The following is a 21,382-nucleotide window of genomic DNA, read 5'->3' as shown; positions in this document are numbered from 1 at the left end:
TACAAAATATAAGTAAGCGGTGGATGAAAAAGTATTTTTCATTCACTTTTTTTTGACTCTATAATGATAAATAAATGAAATATATACTAATAATACATATATGATATGATGAATTAAACTGACAATTTGAGGTGGGGATTTGACATGCAGGCTAAAGTAGATAAAGCAGATTGTATGTTTTTAATTTCTGATGAGAAGTTGTATGAATTTCAACAATTAATAGATGAACTTGATTTATTTACACTAATCCTTCCGTTTGTTGAAGAATCCTATCAACGATCTGTTTCTATATTGGATATTTGGTATTTAATATCAAATGAAGAGATTGACCGTATATCCAATCCTGAAAATACGATGATATATGCTTATCGGAATTCTTTATTGGAAATCATTAAAAACTTTCAAATAAAACGCTATGTTCAGCTAGCTCTTTATGAAAATACGAAATTAGCATTTATATGTGCAATACATATTTATAATACATTAGATAGTTTTATTAATGAAAAAATGGCATTAAATGAAGAGGTATTACAAAATTTTAATCAATTAAAAAGATACAGCCATAAAAGTTTAAGGCCTTTTTATGATACAAAATACATTGAATATGAAAATTATCCAAAACAATTAGCTACGTTGCAAAGTAATGTAGTAACGCAATTGCAGGAAATTAAACAACAATTCGATATACCATTGGCTTGGACATTAGAGCAGGCAATTGATGAGGCTAGTAAAATGTATGAAGCTGTATTCGGATTGATCAATGATTGGGGTGGTCGTGTGCCATGATTATATCAAACCAAGTAGAACATTTAAGAAGTCTGTATAGAGAACTGAACTATTTTGAAGTAATTCACTTTGGCACGATAACATTACCGATTTCACTTGAAGAAAAACGTTATGATGAGGCGCTTATTTGTTATGAGTACTTAGCATCAGCTTATTATGAAACTGGTAAATATGAGAAATTCCTCGTCGTTATGAATGACTATGAAAAGCTATGTTTAACATATGGAAAAGATGAAAATAAAATGTATTTTTACTATTTATACAGTCTTTTACAAGTAGTTGTTAAAAACTTTGATGAATCAATTGATGCGACCAAAAAATCAATTAAATATGCGCATTATTTAAACTCCTATGAACTAATTTCTATTAATTATTATAATTTCGCTGCCCAATTAGTCCATATAAACCAATTTGAGAAAGCAAGAATAGCGATTAGTCTAGCGGAGTTTTATAAAAATAAGATTCCGATACAAGATTTAACAATTGCTAAAGGTTATATAGGTGCGCTCTATTATTTTGCTACAATAGCAGATAATGAGGGGTATCAAAATGTGAAGCAGGAATTTGTAGAACTTTTAAAGAACAAACACAGTTTATATAACGCCAAGATTTTATTTGCTGAAGCTATTTTAGCATTCAACATGGGGCAAAAAGAGAAAAGCACTTTATTATTTGAACAGGCTTACGTTGAATTCAAAAATCAGCAAAATATTATGTTTTTAATAACGGTGGATTACCATATTAAAACCTTTAAACTGTATGATACATTTCAATATACAAATGAGCTGCGTGAAATCATTGAAAATTCTAACCGTAAACCATTGGACGCAAATAATGTAAAAAGTTTGTTATCTGATTTATTTATTGATGAGGATGTTTCCGCCCTTTCTATAAAGTATCCGAAGGTCATTTCAAAAGAATTAATCGTACAACATGTTGAACAGGCAATTCAAAATAATGAATCATTGTATTGTATTCATTGGTGCTTCATAACAACGGAAATTGAAAGCTTATTTGGTGATAAATTCGTTGAACATTTGCTGTTTACAATGTTTGAAACAATTTATCATTTCATTTTTAAACATAATGCAGAAGTAAATGTCCTTTCAAAGAATGAAGGGGAAGCTTTTATAAAAGATATATCCGAACCGAAATTTTTTGAACTGTTAATGGAATTAGAAGAAAAGCTTCAATCTTCAGTAGTACATTCTACATTGGGCATGATGGAAATTCCTGTACATTTCGGATTTATTCATTCAAACCAATTACCTAAAGATCAGGCTACGTATGAACAATTGGCCGCTTATGCGGATGCCAATCTTTATTATGCAAAGTCACATGGTCAATTATATATTTATAATTAATTCGAAATAGTTTGAAAAAAATATCGTTAAGCTTTACAATATAACGTATAGTAAAAGCGATGATGAAAAAAGAGTAGTAAAGTTTTGTTTTCCAGAGAGCTAACGGTCGGTGGAAGTTAGTAAACGCACTTTATGAATGGGATTTCTAGCTGCACGAAGGAAATGTCGTGCCGTAGCTCTCACGTTACGAGATTTGAGTGGACTAAATTTTTTTTAGTCAATAAAGGTGGCACCACGGCTCTTTCGTCCTTTAATAGCGAAAGGGCCTTTTTGTATGCATTTTTAGTTGAGTTGAGGAGAGATGAGCATGGTAGTTGAGATGAGAAGTTATGTAGTAAAGAAAATAAATGGAGATACGCATACACCGATTTCCATTTATGAATCAGTGCAGGGAACGAAAAAAGTATTATTTGAATCAAATGCTAAATTTAAACATAATGGGCGCTATTCGTTTATTGCGTTCAATCCTGTAGGGGGGCTAAAAGGCGATGGAGAAACGAGTACATTCCAGATTCATGACGAGCCATTGGAAACCGAGCGGCTGCCTGTGCTGGTAAAGTTAAAACAATTACTGCCGATTTGTAATGAGCAATTTCCGTTTGCCTTTTTCGGAGGAGCAATTGGCTACTTCGGCTATGAAACAGCCTTCCATTTTGAAAACATAGGGGAAATTGTAGGCGATAAATATAATATGCCCGATGTTCATGTATATTTTTACGAAACTTTTATTGTAATTGATCACTTATTGCAGGAGGTATCGATTATTGCCCTCGATCTTTTTGAAAAAGGCTATTCTGCTGAACAATTGCAGCAAAAAGTGGATGTAATTGAACAAATGATTACTAAAGCGACGCAGTTAACACCGAATAACCCGGTTGAAGTGAAATTCACTCCAACGATTGAAAAGGACAGCTTTATCGAAATGGTGGAAACGGCGAAAGAACATATACGTAAAGGTGATATTTTCCAAGTTGTTTTATCTCAAACTTTTGAGGCGGAATACAGTGAAAATCCATTTACACTATATAGGAAATTACGTACGTCCAATCCATCTCCATATATGTTTTATATCGATTTTGATGATTATACGGTTTTAGGGACATCACCCGAAAGCCTGGTAAAAGTTCAGGATGGGATTGTGACAACTAATCCAATCGCAGGAACAAAGCCTCGGGGGGAAACAGCACAAGAAGATGAAGCATTGGCGACAGCTCTTTTACAGGATGAAAAGGAAATTGCTGAGCATAAAATGTTAGTCGATCTTGGGCGAAATGATGTTGGACGTGTTGCACAAATCGGAACAGTGCAAGTGACTAAATATATGGAAATCGAAAAATATAAATTCGTTATGCATATCGTGTCTGAAGTGTCTGGTAAATTGCGAGATGATGCACATTTAGTTGATGTTCTTGCATCAAGCCTGCCAGCTGGAACAGTTTCAGGAGCTCCGAAAATCCGGGCGATGCAAATTATTAATGACTTGGAACGTCGTAAGCGCGGCATATATGCTGGAGCAATTGGTTATTTATCTACTTCAGGAAATATGGATTTGGCACTTGCGATTCGGACAATGATTGTAAAGGATGGAAAAGCCTATGTCCAGGCAGGTGCCGGGATCGTGTATGACTCAGTGCCAGAGATGGAATACGAAGAAACGCTTAATAAAGCAAAGGCATTGTTGGAGGTGCGCAAATGATTTTACTTATCGATAACTATGATTCGTTTACGTATAATTTGTATCACCAAATTGCAATGTTAGGTGAAGATGTAAAAGTTGTCCGGAATGATACCGTAACAGTTAATGATATTCGTTCTATGAAACCGAAAGCCATTGTTATTTCACCTGGTCCGGGTGAGCCTAAGGAAGCGGGCATTGTAATTGAAATGATTCAACAGTTATACTCTGAGTTTCCGATTTTAGGTATTTGCTTAGGTCATCAATCTATTGGAGAAGCTTTTGGAGCGACAGTGAGCAGGGCGGAAAATATAATGCACGGTAAAACGAGCAAGCTTCGATTTGAAAAGAAAGGTTTGTTTGAACATTTTGAAGAGGAAATTGAAGTGATGCGTTATCATTCGCTTATTATCGAAAAAGAAACATTGCATAAGGATTTTGAGATTGTTGCAATAAGCGCGGATGATGAGGAAATAATGGCAGTTCAACATTGTAAGTATCCTGTATACGGTTTACAGTTTCACCCTGAGTCTATCGGAACTAAGCTTGGTTCCGATATGATGAGGAAATTTCTTGAAGAGGTGGAGGTACGTGTATGATTCCAAAAGATAAACATGATTTAGCCGCAGTGGAACAGTTAAAAGAAGCAGATGCTGAATTGGTCATCCCAATATTGCCACAGCTGCTTGAGTGGGTTCAGGATATGAACTGGCCGGTAGCTGAGCCAATGGTCGAACTATTGCTTCGGTATCCAAATGAGATAACTCCACTTGTTGAAGAGGTTCTCCGTGGAGACGATGATATGTGGATTTACTGGTGCTTAGTAAGAATTGTACCGAAGTTACCGTTTTATTCAAAGCTTGTATTGGCAGATGCAGTAGAGAAGATTGCTGCAATGGAGGAAACTCCCTTTAATGAAGATAATATTGAAGCTGCAAAAGAAGCATTACAAAGTTTCGAACCCTAAAACATTCACCTAATCAGACATCTGGTTAGGTGATTTTTTTTAAAAAACTAAAAAGAAAATGAGTCCAACTTTAAATTAGATACGTCTATAAGGTTGAAAGGGGGGCGGCAAGTGAATATTGAGCAGCTTATTGATACATATAGTGATTATTTGTACCGAATTGCCTTTATATATACGAAGGATCGCTTAGCGGCAGAAGAAGTTGTCCAGGACGTATTTTTAAATTTTTATCATAAATCGGATCAATTTGAACAGAAGGCGTCGATTAAAACATATTTAGTAAAAATGACGATAAACCGCAGCTATGATTATTTGAGAAGCTGGAAGAACAAGAAATTTGCTATTTTTCAGTTGTTTCAACCATATGAAAAGGGTGCTGAGCAAATTTATGTAGAGAAGGAGTTACAAGGGGAAGTAACTGCTGCAGTTCTTGCCTTACCCGTCAAAGATCGGGAAGTATTATTGCTCTATTATTATGAAGAGATGACAGTTATCGAGATAGCAGAGTTATTACAATTGGCGGTATCGACGGTTAAATCACGTTTACAGCGTGCAAGGGCGAAGTTAAGGCCAAAGTTAAGTATGGAGGTGATGAATGATGAATAAAGAAAAATGGCAAAAAGAGTTAAGTAAGCTGCAACTAACGGAACAACAGAAGAAGAATATAAATCAAACGATTATTCATTCAAAACGCCCGAAACGTCAGGTGAATTGGACAATGGTGATTGCACCGGTTTTTGTTTTTACAGCATTGTTTTTTTTGTACCTAATTAGTAATGATGATTTTGTTTCACCTATCAATCAAGCATCTAAGCCAGTAACAGATAGTTATGAAACAGAACATTTAACTGAATTAATAAGACGAGGCAAACATGTAGCCATTATTAGTGTATTGCTAATTATTAATGGTATTCTCGCGACAATTGTATTTTTTACGATGAGGCGATGGCAAAAACCGAAAATACTTAAATTACGAAAAACGGTTTATAGTTGGCGATATGTGCTTATCTTTATTGCGCCATTTATCATCTCTGCAATAGGTGGAATACTTCAGATGTTAGAATTGGACATTCAGTGGCTGAAGTTTAGTATTTTCATCTTAATTATTATTTTTCAAATCTTACTTTCATTTTATTTTGCCCGCAATACATCCGGTACTATATACTGTCCGCATTGTAGCCATTCATTTTCAAAAAAGGAGCAAATTAAAATGGTATGGCATTTTAAAATGGAATTGCATTGTCCATCATGTAATGAAAAATTGTTTTACACAAAAAAATACCGTCAAATAATAGGGGTATTAACGATGCAAACAACGGCAACTTTAATATTCTCGCCTTATTTTGGCTTACCGCTTCCATTGAATATTCTATGTGTTGCTATTTTTATACTCGTAATATGTTTGGTGATTATGCCATTATATCTGGATTTAAAAAAGGAAGAAGAGTTTTTGTTTTAAAAAAACTGCAGCCGAATTCAAATATTCGGCTGCTGAGACTGTAGACAAACTCTTAAAACCGTTGATTTCCATTCCGGGACCGATGCTTTCCCCGGGCACGGCTCCAGCTAACTAAATGGTGCCAAGAGCGGCAGGCACCATTTAGTGGATCTTCCGCACGTGCGGTTCCCGGTGGAGTCACGGTCCCTCCATTCCAATCAACTTATTCATCCCTTTAAATAAAGCGAGGTACGAACGATGACTAGCAATAAATTCTATGAACATGAACAACTTGTTCCTGCTAAGCACCTAATTAAAATTTATAATAAAAAGACAAAAGGTTTTTCGAGACCTTTTGTCGACAATCTGTGCAGCCGAATTCAAATATTCGGCTGCTTTTACACGTTAAAGTAATTTGGCAATATCGTTTTCTGCTTTTGTCGGGGAATCTTGTGGTGCATAACGTTTAATGACGTTTCCATCCCGATCGACTAAAAACTTCGTGAAATTCCATTTAACTGATTGGCCTAAAAGTCCTTTTGCTTCTGAAGATAAATGTTTAAATAATGGGTGAGCGTCCGCACCGTTCACTTTAATAATCTCGTGCATTGGAAAAGTTACGCCGTAGTCCATGCGACAAAATTCGGCAGCATCTTCACTTGAAGATAATTCCTGCTTAAATTGATCGGATGGGAAGCCAAGTACGACAAATCCTTCCTCTTTATACTTTTCATAAAGTTCCTCAAGCTGTGAAAATTGATTCGTAAAGCCACATTTACTCGCAGTATTGACAATCATCATTACCTGTCCTTTATAGCGGTCTAATTCATATTGTTCCCCTTTTTCTGTTTTAACAGGGATGTCATAAATATTCATTAATATTCTCCTCCTAAAAAACTATTCATATTAAATTTTGTATTATTATCGTACGTAAAAAATGCCATTATGTAAAATAATCCATTTCATCGGAGTATAAAAATAAAATAAAATTTTTGTCGAAAAAATGTCGAACGGTAAATTTTATTAAGTAAAACGTGACAGTTGTCACTGTGTGGGAAATATGTTTGCGCTTACATTATGTTGAGTAAATAATTTTATACATCAAGGGGATTTAGAATGACAAAAAAGATTGCATGGGTTACAGATACAGCAGCACTATTATCGCCGGAATTTATAAAGAAGCATAACATACATGTGCTTGCATTAAATATTGTATTTGAAGAAGGCGCACTACGCGAAACAATTGATATGACACATGATGAATTTTATGATAAATTAAAAAATGCAAAAGCACATCCGAAAACATCCCAACCTGCTTTTGGTGAGCATGTAGCATTATATGAAAAATTAAAACAGGAAGGCTATGATTGTGCAATTGCCATTCATACATCCGAGCAATTATCAGGAACAGTATTAAGTGCTCCTATGGCAGCTGAGCAGGCAGGATTTAAAAATTTTGTTATCGATGCAAAAATTGGCTCCTATCCAATGCAATACATGTTGGAGTTAGGATTGGAACTTGAAAAAGACGGCCTGGAACCAGAAGAGATCGTGAAGAAAATTGAAGCAATGCGTGGAAATGCAGAACTAGCCTTTATACCAGCGAGTTTAGACCAGCTGCATAAAAGTGGACGAGTTTCAGGGACAGCTATGTTTCTTAGTAATTTATTAAATATTAAATTAGTCATTGAATATAATAAAGAGGGCGGCGTAGAAGTAGCACAAAAAGTTCGTGCTGATAAGCGTGCAAAAAAAGCCGTAATCGAAAAACTGCAACGTGCCATTCAGAAATCACCTGTAAAAGAAGTAGCAGTTATACATTGTAACAATCTTACGGGAGCAATTGAGTGGAAAAAGGAACTGGAAGAGCAGTTTCCTACTATTATATTTAAGCCAACGCCATTATCTGCATGTGTAGGTGTTCATGCGGGCGAAGGAACATTAGGTTTAACTTGGGTACGTGAATAAGTAAAATGCAGGGCATCCATTTAGATGTCCTGCATTTTTTTGTTATTCAAATATAAATAATGAATTAAGACAGCGAAAATCAAAGTAATTAATAGGGAAGATACCATAAAAGTTACCGTTCCTATCCAGCCGTATTTAGACCAAAATAATCCTCCAATTGTCCCTCCTATACTAGAGCCCATATAATACGCAAATAAGTATAAGGAAGAGGCCTGCGCTTTGTCATTTTCTGCCAACTGGCTCACCCAACCGCTCGCTATAGAATGGGACCCAAAAAAACCAAATGTAAAAATAATAAGACCAATAATTTTTAAAGTTAAACTCACCGGAAATGTCAAAAGGGCCCCTGTCAGCATAATAAGAATACCGCTGTATAAAACCTTTTGACGTCCATATGTATCGGATAAGCTGCCGAACCAGGCAGAGCTCCATGACCCGACTAGATATACGATAAAAAGCCAACTAATAATTGTCATACTTAATAAATAAGGTGGCTCGACTAATTTAAATCCAATATAATTGTACATTGTGACAAAGCTGCCCATTAATGTGAAACCAATTCCAAATAATAAAACGAGCTTTTTGTTCTTAATATGCTGAAATAATGTTTTTGATAATAGTTTAAATTGTAATGGGCGTGGGTTGAAATGTTTCGATTCCGGAAGTGCCCAGACGAAATAACAACTTATAATAATGCTTAATACACCAAGAACAATCATTCCTATTTGCCAGCTGTAAAGGTCGGACATTGTACCAATAATGATACGACCAGATAATCCTCCAACAGCATTGCCACTTATGTAAAGCCCCATTGCAGCTCCAAAGCTTGTGGGATCCATTTCCTCTCCTAAATAAGCCATCGCAATAGCGGGAACACCTGCAAATACAAAACCTTGCAGAATTCGCAGTACAAGAATTGCCTCGAAATTAGGTGCAAAAGCCAATGCGAAAGTAAGGAAAGATGCTGCAAAAATCGAAATCGTCATCAACTTTTTCCGTCCCCATGCTTCGGATAATGAACCGAAAAGTATAAGGCTAAATGCAAGGACTGAAGTAGCTGCAGATAGCGACAAACTTGCTGTAGCAGGGGAAACATTATAGTCTTTCGAAAACTGGGGCAGAAGTGGCTGTGTAACGTAAAGATTTGCAAAGGTAATAAAGCCCGCGGAAAATAGAGCGATATTCGTCATTGTAAATGCTTTCGTTCCTTTTTTTATGTAATCCATAATACCCCCCAATCATGAATAGCTGACCTGAATATAAAGAACAGCTTTTCGTATTCGCTATTCAATTGATTGTCCTGTTAATACTTTAGCGATTTGTTCAATTGTCATGTCAGAACTTAGATCAAACGCACCTTTTTGAATGGAGCGCGCATAATCCGGTTTGGATAAAAACAGCTCAAGTTCGCGTCCATTTGCAACAATGCCAAAATCTTCTGCCTGCTGTCCGATTGTATAAATGGAAACATCTTCATATATATAAATCGTCGCTTCGGTAACTTTCTCAGTATTCGATTTTTCTTCATTTATAGAAGAGGAATCATTTGTTTTTTCAGCTGTTTGATTTTCAGATTTTTCATCTTTGTGAGAATTTTGCTTGTCCAATTGTTCGGTTAACAAGGTTATTTGATTTTCATAATCTTTTAACTGCTGTTCATATAGTGCTATGTCTTTTTGTTTGGATTCGGTTTCACCAGAAGATAAATCAACTAAAGCGATGCTTGCACCCGCCACAAATAGACCAATTCCAAATGCTCGCAACGAGGTTTTCATTGTTTCCCTCCGTTTGCCAAAATCGACTGGATTTGGGCATGTGATAAAGTGGAAAGTTTACTGATTTCATCAATTGATAAACCTTGACCGTTTAATGCCAAAACCTGACTTACTAAAATGCCGTTAATTGGCTTATTGTTCTTTTCAGATTTTAAGTCGGATTGGGTATAACTGCTTTGACCTGTCTTGATTTGAGCAGCCACTTTCTGAAAAGAAGTAAAAGCATCGGGTTTATCGACTTCAGGATGCTTAACCTGGAAATTCGGTTCTACCAGCAACTCTTCCTCCAGTAGTTTAATTCGGCGTTTTAAAGCATTTGTTTCCTGATAAATATTAATTGATAATTCTTCTACATCTTTTTCAACCTGAACGGACTTATCTTTTAAAAATAACGATAAGATAATGACGATAATTCCTGCAATCATTAATATCGAAGAAAGTTCCATATGTAGTCCTCCATTTTATTACTAATCTTATTGAAGATGTAATGAAACATGTCTTGTTTGTATAAAAACCTTCCACCTCATTACAAATTACCTTTATTTTAGCATAGTAAAACTTAATAATAAATCATACTAGATTTTTTGAGAGAGTGTGTTATAATAGGTAAGTCGTATAAATCATGCTCAAATAAATTTATATTCTTAATTTAGAGTGGGAGGGTTAATGATGCGCGTAAACATTACTTTAGCTTGCACAGACTGCGGCGAACGTAACTACATTTCAAAAAAGAACAAGCGTAACAATCCAGAGCGTCTTGAACTTAAAAAATATTGCTCTCGCGAGAAGAAGTACACTCTTCACCGTGAAACAAAGTAATAATCGCTCAGTTAGCCAAAACCACTTGTGGGTTTTGGCTTTTTACTTGGAACATACGAACATTGTTGAACGTTTTTATGATAGATGGATTTAAAATTGATCTATGATAATAACTGTTAACCTATATGAAGAAAGTAGGGGGATTAGTTGGATAAAAGGGATTATCGTAAACATGTTCAGGAAAATTTGGCACGAATGTCTTATCAAACATATCGTGAGCGCTCATTCAATTTAGCCCGGCAGTTATTACAAGAACCTTCTATTAAAAAGGCTAGTACCATTGGGCTTACTTTATCGAATCAACCTGAAGTAGATACTACGTTTATAATCGAGCAATTTTGGCTATTAAATAAGAAAGTTGTCGTTCCAAAATGCAACCCGGCGGACCGTTCGATGCAGTTTTACAAAATAGATAGCTTTGCTGAGACGGAACGGGCATACAAAAACATTTTAGAACCAATCCCAGAATTGACACAATTAGTTGAAAAAGAGGAAATAGACGTGATAGTTGTTCCAGGTGTAGTGTTTGATCGTCAAGGCTACCGTATTGGTTTTGGTGGCGGTTATTATGACCGATTTTTAGTTGGATACAGCGGAAAGCGCATTTCCCTCGCTTTTGATGAACAGCTTTTAAATGAAGTGCCGAGAGAATCACATGATCTACCGGTACATATACTACTTACAGACAAAGAGCGCATAATTTGCGGATAAATGTTGGAGGAACGACAAATGAAGTCAATGTTGGACATAATTGGATTACTGAAACAATACGGAATCTACATTTACACTAAGGACCGTATTGGTGATCTATATTTGATGGAAGATGAAATTAAGGAATTATATAAAACGAATGTTTTGGATATTAAAGATTTTCAGATGGCGTTGTTAATTTTACGTCAAGAAGAGCAAAGACTAAAAGCAGGAAAATAAACTTTATTTATTGTATAATAATAGGTAACGTTTACCGGACTGCTTGTGTAACTAGGGGTTTTGAACGTTTCTGACTCAATTATACCCTTAGTCAAACAGCGGAAGTTCACCGCTGTTTTCATATTTTACGAAACCTTTTCGTTTCTAATACGTACTAACTAATAGTGTATTTTCAAACTGCACTTTCATAATTTTCCCAACAGAATACTGTTGCGTATTAGACTGAAAAGCTTTAAGATATATTTTGTTTCACGTTGGAATTTACACAAATAAAATAATATATTTAAAAATTTGAATATGTAAAGAGAGGATGTATAGGAGATGAAAGATTTTAAATGGCCTAAACATTCGATATTAGCGATTGCCGTAATAGCAACATGGATTAAAACTGTAATTGTTTATGAAACAAGTTTTGATATGAAAATAGAGAATGCAATGCAATTATTAATTTTAATCATCAATCCATTAAGCTTTTTGTTATTTTTCTATGGATTGGCATTATTTTTAAAATCTCCAAAGGCACGAAATCGTTTTATCGTTGGCGGTAGTATATTACTGGCATTCGTCTTATATGGAAATGTAGCGTTCTACCGTTTTTATAATGACTTTGTCACATTACCGGTATTATTTCAAACAAGTAACTTCGGAGAGCTGGGAACATCTGCGGCTGCAATTATTAACTGGACGGATATTTTATATTTCGTCGATGTAGCGATTATTTTAATTGCACTTAAGCTTATGCCTAAATCTGTTGAATTCACGCCAATTCGCAAAGATGCACGTAAAGCATATTTCGTTATGACAGCAGCTGTATTATTTTTGAATTTGGGGTTAGCGGAAACAGAACGTCCACAGCTATTGACGCGTGCGTTTGACCGTGAGCTATTAGTTAAGAATATCGGAACATATAACTATCATTTATATGATGTGTATGTACAATCTAAATCATCTGCCCAACGTGCTTTAGCAGACGGTAGTGAACTTGTGGAAGTGAGCAACTATATTCGTGCCAATCAGGCAGAGCCAAATATCCAAATGTTCGGCAAGTATGAAGGACGTAATGTCATTGCTATATCATTAGAATCATTGCAATCCTTTGTTATTAATAATGAAATGAACGGGGAAGTTATTACACCTTTCTTGAACTCATTAACACAGGATAAAGATACGTACTACTTCAACGATTTTTATCACCAGACAGGATTAGGGAAAACATCCGATTCTGAGTTTATCTTTGAAAACTCGTTATATGGTCTAGGTCGTGGAGCGGTATTCTTTACACATGGTGAAAATACGTATAACTCCTTCGCAGAGCGTTTAGGGGAGAATGGCTATTTCACGAATGTTATGCATGCGAACAATAAATCATTCTGGAATCGTGATATGATTTACAAATCGTTTAATTTAAATGAATTTTACGATATTGAGTCATATGAAGTAACAGAAGAAACATCAGTAAACTGGGGATTAAAAGATATTCCATTCTTTGAACAATCAGCAGCATTGATGAAGGAAATGCCACAACCGTTCTATAGTAGATTAATTACATTAACAAACCATTATCCATTCTACTTGGATCCGGAAGATGTAATGATTCCAGAATATGATTCAAACTCTGGTACATTGAATCGCTATTTCCAAACGGTTCGCTATTTGGATGAATCAGTGAAGGAATTCTTCGATGATTTAAAAGAACAGGGCTTATATGAAGACTCAATTATCGTTATGTATGGTGACCACTACGGAATTTCGGAAAACCATAATAAGGCGATGGCAAAGTATTTAAATAAAGAAGAAATTACACCTTATGACAGCGCATTATTACAGGCTGTCCCATTATATATTCACATTCCGGGCGACAATGAGGGACAAGTGATGGATAATGTATCTGGGCAACTGGATATTCGTCCGACACTATTGCACCTTCTAGGTATCGAAACATCTAAAGATATGCAGCTTGGTGCAGATTTGTTTTCAGAGGAACATGAAGATTTCGTTATCTTCCGTGATGGACGTTTTATTACGGATAAAGTAGTTTACGCAGGGGAAGTATGTTATGACCGTGCTACAGGCGAATCAATTGAAATCGATGCTTGTCAACCATATATTGACAGAGCTACCCAGGAGTTAGAGTATTCCGATCAGATTATCAATGGCGATTTATTACGCTTCTATGATTCTGAAACAGGTAATTTACTAACAGATCAAAATTATAAATAACAAAAAGCTGTTCTTGAACATTTCAAGAACAGCTTTTTTTACTTTACAGAAAAAAACGCATCGCTTAGATAGCGACACGTTTTCCCATTGCAATTAGTGTGTTGGTGGATAGCCTTGATTTAAAACTGTCATGATAACAAACCAACCAAATACTCCTGCTGCTAAAGCATTGAATGCTACAGCTAAAAGATTTTTTTCTTTGATTGATTGGAATATGCCAACTACGCCAAGAATTGCAACTAGACCAAAAATAACCATTAATAAGTTCATAAAAAATTGACACTCCTTTAAGACATTCCAAAAAATGTCGCAACAATATTCCTCTTTTATTGTAAAGGTTTCCAATTCGTTTGTCGAGGACTAAAAATGACGTTTGTTTGAACGTTAGTTTTCACTATCTAGTAGGAAGAAAAAATGTATAATGAGAATTGAGGTGATTAGATGTTAAATATAAGAAAATATAGTTTAGGGCCAGTTCAAACAAATTGTTACATTGTAAGCAATAAGGAGAAAGATTGTCTGATTTTTGATCCGGGTGAAGAAGCAGGACGCATTATTGGTGAGGTACGAAAAAACGGATTAAGACCTTTAGCTGTTTTATTGACGCATACACATTTTGATCATATTGGTGCAGTGGATGCTATAAGAGAAAAGTATAATATACCGCTATATGTACACGTAAAGGAAGTTGATTGGTTAGCAGATCCATTGAAAAACGGTTCAGGGAAATATGCGGAGTTACCAAATTATATAGTGGGGAAACCTGATGAAGCGCACGTTATTCGTAAAGAAGGCGAGCTGGCAATTGGCGAATTTAAAATTGACGTTGTACATACACCAGGGCATTCACCAGGTAGTATTTCTTTTATATTTAAAGAAGATGGCTTTGCTATTGTTGGGGATACGTTATTTGAGCAAAGTATCGGTCGAACAGATTTAATTGGTGGTTCAATGGAAGTATTGCTTAAATCGATACATGAGAAATTATTATCGTTACCGGAAGATACGATTATATATCCGGGGCATGGAGAGTATACGACTCCTGCAGCAGAAATGAATTCGAATCCTTTTTTAAACGGATTTTAAGCGTATTTTCTATATAGTATGATTTAGTTTAATATAAAAAAACGACCGCTCTTAAAATAAGAGCAGGTCGTTTTTTTTAGTGTCCACCACCAGGTGTGTGGATGAAAGTTGTATAATATGTGAATCCGGCGAAGAATACTGTTAAATATGCTCCGAAAATGTACATGTACATGCGTTCTGAAAGATTTAAGAAGCCTAATAATAAGAATAAACCTGTATTACCTACGAATAATAGCGAAACCTCGTTCATACCACCAAGGTAGAACATAACGGCGAAAATAGCAGTCCAGAATGCCATAACTTTATACATATTGCTCATGAATTTCCCTCCTTTTGCAAAAAAATAGAGTAATCTCTTAACCATTATAAATCAAGTTTCTTAATAATGTAAACTGGAAGTTATGGAAGAGTTGTGACAATCGCGTGATTTTTGCCATTAATTGTGAACGGCAATTTTATATTTACAGAAAGAACATGCATCCATCATACTTTCTACTTGAGAAATTTCATTTTTGCCAAACAATATATCAACTTGTCCTTTTAAGTAAGATTCGTGAAGTTGGCATACAATATTTCCGTATTTTTCTAATTGGTTATGGAACGGACAGTTGAAAATTGAAAATATAAGGGATTTTGTTTGTTCATTTTCAATAACTTCAGGAACATAGCCGATTAATTTGGCGCTTTTTGTTAACAGGGCAATTTTATCTTCGAAAGTTAAAGGGAATTTCCTTTTTATTTCATCGAGCATTACCTGCATGGACTGTTTTCCATCCTCATAACTAATATCTCGCGCTTTGTCCAATGCCTCGTCACCTAGTTCATATATAAGTTCGAGTGACCATCGGATTAGAGAAGCCGGATCTCGTCTAGGAAAGCTTAGGTTAATTCCTTCATCATTAACTTTATAAACTCGCCCAGGTCGTCCACCTTTTCCAGTTTTTAGATATTCCGCTGAAATTGCATCGATTTCTGACAACTTTGTTAAGTGTAAACGTGCCACATTTGAATGAATGTTAAATCGTTCAGCAATTTCCTGAACCGATACAAATTTTTTGTATTGTAACATATACTCATAAATGGAAAATCGAGTTTCATCTGCCAATGTACTAGTGATTTTAATAGGATGTAGCATTTTTCCACCTCCATCAAGCTAAATATAATATAAAAGTGCCTACTTTTCTATTATTCTACATGAAATGCCATTGAAATTGTTAATATTCATACAAAAAATACCTTAAAAAGAAATTATTTCACCATTTCTATTAATTTTGTATAGACGGTTTTATAATATAAGTAGATAAAGGATATCAAGTTAAAAGAGGTGATTAACATCGAACAGCAATCTATAATTGAACAAAAATGTTTAGAGCTTTTGTCGAATGCAGCAAAGCTTGATGCAACGGATATTCATTTAATTCCAAGAGAAGAGTGTTTTGATGTATTGCTCAGGAAGTATGGCCGGTTTGAAAAGACTAATGAAATTCCCAATGATCTCGCCTTACGAATGATTTCTTACTTTAAATTTTTGTCATCCCTCGATATTAGTGAAAGGCGAAAACCCCAAAGTGGTGCGTTTCAAAAGTTTATCGGCCAATTGATGTATGCATTCCGAATTTCCACATTACCTTCTAGTTTTTACAAAGAGAGCTTGGCGATTCGATTATTGCGTCAAAATCATACGGTCCCCTTAAAAACATTATGTCATTTCCATGAGAGTGTTCGACAACTGGATAGGCTGGCTCGTATGGATAGCGGCTTAATATTGATAAGTGGGGCGACCGGCAGTGGGAAGACGACCACACTATATTCAATGTTGCAATACTGTGCTCAGCATCTTTCACGACATGTTATATCAATTGAAGACCCTGTGGAAAGTACACAGGATCATCTGTTGCAAATTCAAGTTAATGAACGGGCTGGTATAACGTATTCAGCCGGTTTGAAGGCAGTATTGAGACATTCACCTGAAGTCATCATGCTGGGGGAAATCCGTGATCAGGAAACAGCGAAGGTTGCGATGGAAGCCGCATTTTCAGGGCATTTAGTTATCTCTACTATTCATGCGAAAGATACTGTCAATTGTTTATATCGGCTTCAGGATTTGTCTGTTTCTTTAGAAGAGATGAGGCAAATGCTTAAAGCTGTCATTTCACAGCGTCTAATCGAAACTGATAAACAGGGCTATAAAGCAGTTTTTGAGTTTTTGACAGATAAACAATTACAGAGCGCGATAGAATCTATAATAGAAGGCCATCGTTTTACACTGCCTTATGAACAAACAATAGCTGGACAAAAGGCGCTATTAAAAGGAGAAGGCTATGAATATACCTCTCATTAAAAACCTTCCGACCACCCCGTTATTTCAAAAAACAATTATTAAGCCTTCCGAGTTCCCTACATTACTTCAACGAATTTCAACATTATTAAGTGAAGGCTATACATTTGCCCATAGTATAGAAATGCTGCTTCCTTATCATGTGAAGCAATATGAACCGGTACAACAGGAAATTTCGAATATCCTGCACAATGGAGGGAATGTGACGCAGGTTTTTCAGTTCCTCCGGTTGGATAATCAGTATTTAGTATCAATAGAAATGGCTGAAGTAACCGGTAGATTGAGCGAAGCAATAGAAATAGTATCGAAGCAACTTACCTTCCAACAACAAGCGAAACTAAAATTGTTAAAAGTAATTTCTTATCCAATAGTGTTATTTTCCTTTTTAATCCTGCTGTTTTTTGCGTTCCGTACGTATTTTTTGCCGAATATGGCTTCAGTCGTAGCTTCGCGCGGTCAAGGTGAGGAATCAGCAAGTATCCAATGGTCGGCATTTTTCCTCCATATGCCCGACTATATCGTAGCAGTTAGTGTTTTTTTATGTTGTCTGCTAATAACGTTTATTTTCTATGTAAGAAAGAAACGCATCGACATACAACTCCATCTGCTATTTAAGCTCCCTTTCTTCAGCCTATTTTGGCGATTGATATTAACAAGACAATTTTCAAGACATTTAGGCAATCTATTGGTCGCGGGAATTTCTCTTCAAGATGCATTTGACCATTTAAAATTCCAACAGCATCAGAAACAAATAGCATATATTGCCGAAACGTTACAGGAACGTATTCTTATTGGTGATTCTTTATCGCGTGCTGTTGTGCTTGTCGGTTATTTTTATCCTAAGTTTGAACATTTTATTGCCCACGGAGAGGCTAGTGGTTTACTGGGGCGGGAACTAATTTTGTATTGTGAGCTTCTTGATGAAAAGCTGCAGAAAATTATAGAACGGTTACTGGCAATTGTTCAACCATTACTTTTCATCATTATTGCCATGTGTGTCATTGCTGCTTATTTAAGTATTTTAATTCCTATGTATGATGTGATTGATTTTATTTAAGAAAAGGTGGAAGAAATGATGAAAAATGAAAAAGGATTTACATTAGTTGAAATGCTTGTTGTATTGTTAATTATTTCTATATTGATTTTAGTAACCATTCCTAATGTATCCAAACATTTCGCGTCAATTGATGAAAAAGGCTGCGATGCCTATGTTTTAATGCTTCAAGGACAAGTGGAGGCATATAAGTTGAACCATAAAGAATATCCAAGTTCCATATCAGACTTAATAGAAGAGAACTATGTTATGGAAGAAGATTTACGATGCCCTGATAATACGCAAATTAAAATTGAGAATGGTAAAGTGATAGCTTCGACTTCGAGTAGCTAGCTAACACGGTAATAATAAATGAAGTTAAAAATAAGAACAGTTTTAACGAATGCAAAAGGATTTACTTTATTGGAAATGCTCGTTGTCCTCTCAATCTTTATGGTGGTAAGTACAGCAATTCTCTTTTTTTCACATAAACCATTGTTAGATTTTACAGAAAAACAATTAATGAATCAAAATGAACTCTTAATAAGAATGACGCAGTTGATTTCAATTGATAAAGAGAATCCGCATAGTTTTGAAATCGTCAATTGCCGTAGAATTCGTATAAGGGAAATGAATAGAGAGGGCGTTATATACGAGCAGATGGTACCTAAAAACATTGAAATATTTATAACGACCCCGAACTCAAGGCTCAGCTTTAATACGAAAGGAAATGCGCATGCGTTTGGGCGAATTACGTACCATTTTGAAAATGTGACCTATCAATTCTCTGTGAATATTGGGAAAGCAAGAATTTTGGAAAAGGAGGTTTTTCATGACACAGAGAGGCCTAACGCTTGTAGAAACACTGTTGGCAGTCGTCATTTTATTTTTCCTGACTTCAACAATGATTCCACTCACTTATAATATGAAACAGCAAATAGCAGATCAAAAATTACAGACCCATGCCGCTGAGGTCGCCTTCATGGGTGCGTTAAAGTATAAAAGATACGGTCAATCAGCCGGTACTCAAGAAATCGATCAAACTGTTTTTCATTGGACCTATAATGGCCAACAACTTTGTGTACTGTTCGATAACAACGAGGTGGAAAAGGAGCAATGTATATGAAACGAGCTCGGATAAATGAGGCAGGATTTACACTGTTGGAAAGTCTGTTCCAGTTAACTGTTTTCGGTTTATTCGCTTCGATTAGCTTACTAATCCTAATTCGGGTAAACGATATCCAGCAAATCCATAAGATGAAGGATGAAGTGAATTGGGAGTTTTTCGTCTATGATTTGCATCAATATAATATGAATTCCGCATCTGGCAGATTATATAATTCCAGCACACTGCAGCTTGAAATGCAAAATGACCCAAACGACCGGTTATTTGTATTTGATAAATCAGAGCTGCATTTACGGAAAAGGTCGAATAAAGGGGGCAATGAGATTCTATTGCCATTCGTTGATAAATGGCATCTAGAAGGAGATGGCAATAATCTAAATATGAAAGTGGTGATGCAGGATGGAACGGAAAGAGAACGATCCCTCGTGTTACCATTGGATCCAAAATGAAAAAGGGGCATTATTTTTAATGGCAATTCTCTTATTATTCATCGTAACTGGATCTGCCATTTTATATACAAATGCATATTTTGCACAATTAAAATTTTATAATTCATTGGAATTTCCCAATAAACGTTGGTATACCTACGTTTAGAAGGGCACAGGAGAGGGTGTACCCCAAACTGTACCCCAAATCACAAAAAAAGAACTTATATTTATCCTTCGCCAATATTAAAATGATTGAATAATTCTACCGTTTCTTCTTCGACACGACTGAGCGAATGTGCATATACATTCATAACTGTTGTCGGGTGATCTCCAATGATTTTTGCAACTGATACAACCGGAATTTTATTCGCTATTAAAATCGATGCAAAAGTATGACGAAAACCATGTGGTGTGATTCTCGGTAAATCATATGTGCACTTTTCTAATAAATAATCCAATGCATCATTTACATAAGTGTCACTGATAGGAGTAAATTTGTAACGATCAATAAATACATAACTATCTTTTTCGACAGTCATTTGTTTTTCCCATTTATTTTGAATGCACCAAACTTTATATTTCTTTAGTTGATTAATTAGTATTTTGTTTATCGAAATAGTTCTGTAGCCATTATCTGATTTAGGTGGTCCAACTTTTTTATTTGCGCGAGTTCGCTCAATCGTAATCGTATTATTCTCAAAATCGATATCAGACCATCGTAAGCCAGCCAATTCACCTTTTCTGATACCAGACATACCTAAGGTTAAAAAGATGGTGTAGTAGCTCGTTGGCTCGGTTTTATAGACATAGTTTAAAAATAACTTTAACTCTTCCTCTGAAAAATAGTTACCATCCTTTTTCCCATTAAATTTCCCATAGTCTAGTTTGGTAACGGGATTATTTCTGATAATACGTTCATCCACAGCACTATTGAGAGCTGCAATAACAATTCTCCCAACACTTTTTAATGTCCTCTGTGATAAACCTTTTTCGATAAGAGGATTAATTAAATCTCTTTGCATCACCATGTTGGTAATCTTAGTTAACTTCATTTTTCCAATCAACGGTGAAATGTGAAGCCTAATATGCCGTTCGTATAATTCATAAGTTCCAATGCGCCAGTTAGTTTTATTGGCATCCATCCAAATAGTCAGCCAATCTATTAGTTTGTAGTTAGCTGATGTAACATAACTTTGATTCCCATCTAGAATGTCGGCTTTCACTTCGATTAATGCTCTTTCTGCATCTTGCTCAGTCGAAAATCCTTGTTGTGACTTTTCTTGACGATTTTGAAACTTATCATAGAATTTATAACGATACGCATATTTTGTGTTTCCGGCAGCATCTTTATATTTATAGATGCTGTCTTTTTTTGTTTTTGTCATTTTATATCTTGCCATTTTGATTACCCCATTCATTTGCACGGGCA

The 21,382-nt window shown here is 35.5% G+C and carries 27 protein-coding genes and 1 other annotated feature; of the genes, 19 read left to right on the top strand and 8 right to left on the bottom strand.

The genetic code is table 11. The features are described 5' to 3' along the window. The first annotated feature begins 144 nt into the window (after positions 1–144). From H9635_RS10430 to H9635_RS10400, 7 genes are all read left to right on the top strand, one after another. A complete protein-coding gene (locus tag H9635_RS10430; RefSeq protein WP_191700226.1) occupies positions 145–786 on the top strand; it encodes an ATPase in 642 nt (213 codons plus the stop codon). Continuing rightward, entirely contained in the window at positions 783–2,150 is a 1,368-nt protein-coding gene (locus tag H9635_RS10425; RefSeq protein ID WP_191700225.1) for a hypothetical protein, read from the top strand. The genes H9635_RS10430 and H9635_RS10425 overlap by 4 nt, the downstream gene beginning before the upstream one ends. Before the next feature lie 50 nt (positions 2,151–2,200). Beyond that, positions 2,201–2,404: a binding site (T-box leader), on the top strand. 53 nt (positions 2,405–2,457) lie between these two features. Then, the gene (trpE, locus tag H9635_RS10420; protein WP_191700224.1) at positions 2,458–3,846 is read left to right on the top strand and encodes an anthranilate synthase component I; all 1,389 of its coding nucleotides are present in this window, start codon (positions 2,458–2,460) and stop codon (positions 3,844–3,846) included. Continuing rightward, on the top strand, positions 3,843–4,424 hold the full coding sequence (locus H9635_RS10415) for an anthranilate synthase component II (protein WP_191700223.1): 582 nt from the start codon (positions 3,843–3,845) through the stop codon (positions 4,422–4,424). Before trpE ends, H9635_RS10415 begins: the two co-directional genes overlap by 4 nt. Next, on the top strand, positions 4,421–4,792 hold the full coding sequence (locus H9635_RS10410) for a DUF5071 domain-containing protein (RefSeq protein ID WP_191700222.1): 372 nt from the start codon (positions 4,421–4,423) through the stop codon (positions 4,790–4,792). Before H9635_RS10415 ends, H9635_RS10410 begins: the two co-directional genes overlap by 4 nt. Before the next feature lie 111 nt (positions 4,793–4,903). Continuing rightward, complete coding sequence (locus tag H9635_RS10405; RefSeq protein WP_191700221.1) at positions 4,904–5,398, top strand: RNA polymerase sigma factor; 495 nt, start codon at positions 4,904–4,906, stop codon at positions 5,396–5,398. Continuing rightward, positions 5,388–6,251: a TIGR04104 family putative zinc finger protein gene (locus H9635_RS10400; RefSeq protein WP_191700220.1), complete on the top strand. Its 864-nt coding sequence runs from the start codon at positions 5,388–5,390 to the stop codon at positions 6,249–6,251. The genes H9635_RS10405 and H9635_RS10400 overlap by 11 nt, the downstream gene beginning before the upstream one ends. 384 nt (positions 6,252–6,635) lie before the next feature. Here H9635_RS10400 and H9635_RS10395 read toward each other — a convergent pair whose 3' ends face one another. Next, positions 6,636–7,106: a glutathione peroxidase gene (locus H9635_RS10395; RefSeq protein WP_191700219.1), complete on the bottom strand. Its 471-nt coding sequence runs from the start codon at positions 7,104–7,106 to the stop codon at positions 6,636–6,638. A gap of 240 nt (positions 7,107–7,346) precedes the next feature. Here H9635_RS10395 and H9635_RS10390 point away from each other — a divergent pair, with 240 nt between their 5' ends. After that, positions 7,347–8,198 (top strand): DegV family protein, encoded by an 852-nt coding sequence (locus H9635_RS10390; RefSeq protein ID WP_191700218.1) that lies wholly within the window; start codon positions 7,347–7,349, stop codon positions 8,196–8,198. Positions 8,199–8,218: 20 nt separating this feature from the next. Here H9635_RS10390 and H9635_RS10385 read toward each other — a convergent pair whose 3' ends face one another. The 3 genes from H9635_RS10385 to H9635_RS10375 are packed head-to-tail and all read right to left on the bottom strand — an operon-like array spanning position 8,219 to position 10,419. Beyond that, the gene (locus H9635_RS10385; RefSeq protein ID WP_191700217.1) at positions 8,219–9,424 is read right to left on the bottom strand and encodes an MFS transporter; all 1,206 of its coding nucleotides are present in this window, start codon (positions 9,422–9,424) and stop codon (positions 8,219–8,221) included. Positions 9,425–9,481: 57 nt separating this feature from the next. Beyond that, a complete protein-coding gene (locus H9635_RS10380) occupies positions 9,482–9,973 on the bottom strand; it encodes an MltG/YceG/YrrL family protein (RefSeq protein WP_191700216.1) in 492 nt (163 codons plus the stop codon). Then, on the bottom strand, positions 9,970–10,419 hold the full coding sequence (locus H9635_RS10375; RefSeq protein WP_191700215.1) for a hypothetical protein: 450 nt from the start codon (positions 10,417–10,419) through the stop codon (positions 9,970–9,972). Before H9635_RS10375 ends, H9635_RS10380 begins: the two co-directional genes overlap by 4 nt. Before the next feature lie 223 nt (positions 10,420–10,642). Here H9635_RS10375 and rpmG point away from each other — a divergent pair, with 223 nt between their 5' ends. The 4 genes from rpmG to H9635_RS10355 all read left to right on the top strand — a co-directional run bounded on the left by rpmG (position 10,643) and on the right by H9635_RS10355 (position 13,942). Further along, positions 10,643–10,792 (top strand): 50S ribosomal protein L33, encoded by a 150-nt coding sequence (rpmG, locus tag H9635_RS10370; RefSeq protein WP_008408521.1) that lies wholly within the window; start codon positions 10,643–10,645, stop codon positions 10,790–10,792. Positions 10,793–10,939: 147 nt separating this feature from the next. Further along, entirely contained in the window at positions 10,940–11,503 is a 564-nt protein-coding gene (locus H9635_RS10365) for a 5-formyltetrahydrofolate cyclo-ligase (RefSeq protein ID WP_191700214.1), read from the top strand. Positions 11,504–11,521: 18 nt separating this feature from the next. Beyond that, the gene (locus H9635_RS10360; RefSeq protein ID WP_191700213.1) at positions 11,522–11,722 is read left to right on the top strand and encodes a YqgQ family protein; all 201 of its coding nucleotides are present in this window, start codon (positions 11,522–11,524) and stop codon (positions 11,720–11,722) included. 321 nt (positions 11,723–12,043) lie between these two features. Then, the gene (locus tag H9635_RS10355) at positions 12,044–13,942 is read left to right on the top strand and encodes an LTA synthase family protein (protein WP_191700212.1); all 1,899 of its coding nucleotides are present in this window, start codon (positions 12,044–12,046) and stop codon (positions 13,940–13,942) included. A gap of 93 nt (positions 13,943–14,035) precedes the next feature. On the opposite strand, the gene H9635_RS10350 is transcribed toward H9635_RS10355, so the two are convergent. Next, on the bottom strand, positions 14,036–14,212 hold the full coding sequence (locus tag H9635_RS10350) for a DUF2759 domain-containing protein (protein ID WP_191700211.1): 177 nt from the start codon (positions 14,210–14,212) through the stop codon (positions 14,036–14,038). A gap of 171 nt (positions 14,213–14,383) precedes the next feature. On the opposite strand from H9635_RS10350, the gene H9635_RS10345 reads away from it, so the two are divergent. After that, the gene (locus tag H9635_RS10345; protein WP_191700210.1) at positions 14,384–15,028 is read left to right on the top strand and encodes an MBL fold metallo-hydrolase; all 645 of its coding nucleotides are present in this window, start codon (positions 14,384–14,386) and stop codon (positions 15,026–15,028) included. Between the two features lie 76 nt (positions 15,029–15,104). Here H9635_RS10345 and H9635_RS10340 read toward each other — a convergent pair whose 3' ends face one another. Continuing rightward, entirely contained in the window at positions 15,105–15,347 is a 243-nt protein-coding gene (locus H9635_RS10340) for a DUF2626 family protein (RefSeq protein ID WP_008404362.1), read from the bottom strand. A 117-nt stretch (positions 15,348–15,464) separates the two neighbouring features. After that, a complete protein-coding gene (locus tag H9635_RS10335) occupies positions 15,465–16,163 on the bottom strand; it encodes a helix-turn-helix transcriptional regulator (RefSeq protein WP_191700209.1) in 699 nt (232 codons plus the stop codon). A 189-nt stretch (positions 16,164–16,352) separates the two neighbouring features. Between H9635_RS10335 and comGA the strand changes: the two genes are divergently transcribed. Genes comGA through comGF form a run of 6 tightly spaced genes read left to right on the top strand, consistent with a single transcriptional unit; the run spans position 16,353 to position 19,974 of the window. Then, a complete protein-coding gene (gene comGA / locus H9635_RS10330) occupies positions 16,353–17,369 on the top strand; it encodes a competence type IV pilus ATPase ComGA (RefSeq protein ID WP_191700208.1) in 1,017 nt (338 codons plus the stop codon). After that, complete coding sequence (gene comGB / locus H9635_RS10325; protein ID WP_191700207.1) at positions 17,350–18,423, top strand: competence type IV pilus assembly protein ComGB; 1,074 nt, start codon at positions 17,350–17,352, stop codon at positions 18,421–18,423. Before comGA ends, comGB begins: the two co-directional genes overlap by 20 nt. An 18-nt stretch (positions 18,424–18,441) precedes the next feature. After that, a complete protein-coding gene (comGC, locus tag H9635_RS10320; RefSeq protein WP_191700206.1) occupies positions 18,442–18,753 on the top strand; it encodes a competence type IV pilus major pilin ComGC in 312 nt (103 codons plus the stop codon). Between the two features lie 18 nt (positions 18,754–18,771). Then, entirely contained in the window at positions 18,772–19,323 is a 552-nt protein-coding gene (locus H9635_RS19535; RefSeq protein WP_191700205.1) for a prepilin-type N-terminal cleavage/methylation domain-containing protein, read from the top strand. Next, positions 19,232–19,525 carry a pilus assembly FimT family protein gene (locus tag H9635_RS10310; RefSeq protein ID WP_191700204.1) on the top strand — a complete coding sequence of 98 codons (294 nt, stop codon included), beginning with the start codon at positions 19,232–19,234 and terminating at the stop codon, positions 19,523–19,525. Before H9635_RS19535 ends, H9635_RS10310 begins: the two co-directional genes overlap by 92 nt. After that, positions 19,522–19,974: a competence type IV pilus minor pilin ComGF gene (comGF, locus tag H9635_RS10305; RefSeq protein ID WP_225231246.1), complete on the top strand. Its 453-nt coding sequence runs from the start codon at positions 19,522–19,524 to the stop codon at positions 19,972–19,974. The genes H9635_RS10310 and comGF overlap by 4 nt, the downstream gene beginning before the upstream one ends. A 206-nt stretch (positions 19,975–20,180) precedes the next feature. Here the strand turns inward: comGF and H9635_RS10300 are convergent, their stop codons facing one another. Beyond that, a complete protein-coding gene (locus H9635_RS10300; RefSeq protein WP_191700202.1) occupies positions 20,181–21,353 on the bottom strand; it encodes a tyrosine-type recombinase/integrase in 1,173 nt (390 codons plus the stop codon). Positions 21,354–21,382: the final 29 nt, after the last annotated feature.

Source organism: Solibacillus faecavium (assembly GCF_014836905.1).
GTDB classification, from domain to species: domain Bacteria; phylum Bacillota; class Bacilli; order Bacillales_A; family Planococcaceae; genus Solibacillus; species Solibacillus faecavium.
Note: the sequence above shows the minus strand (reverse complement) of the source record. Positions and strands in the feature narration are given on the sequence as shown.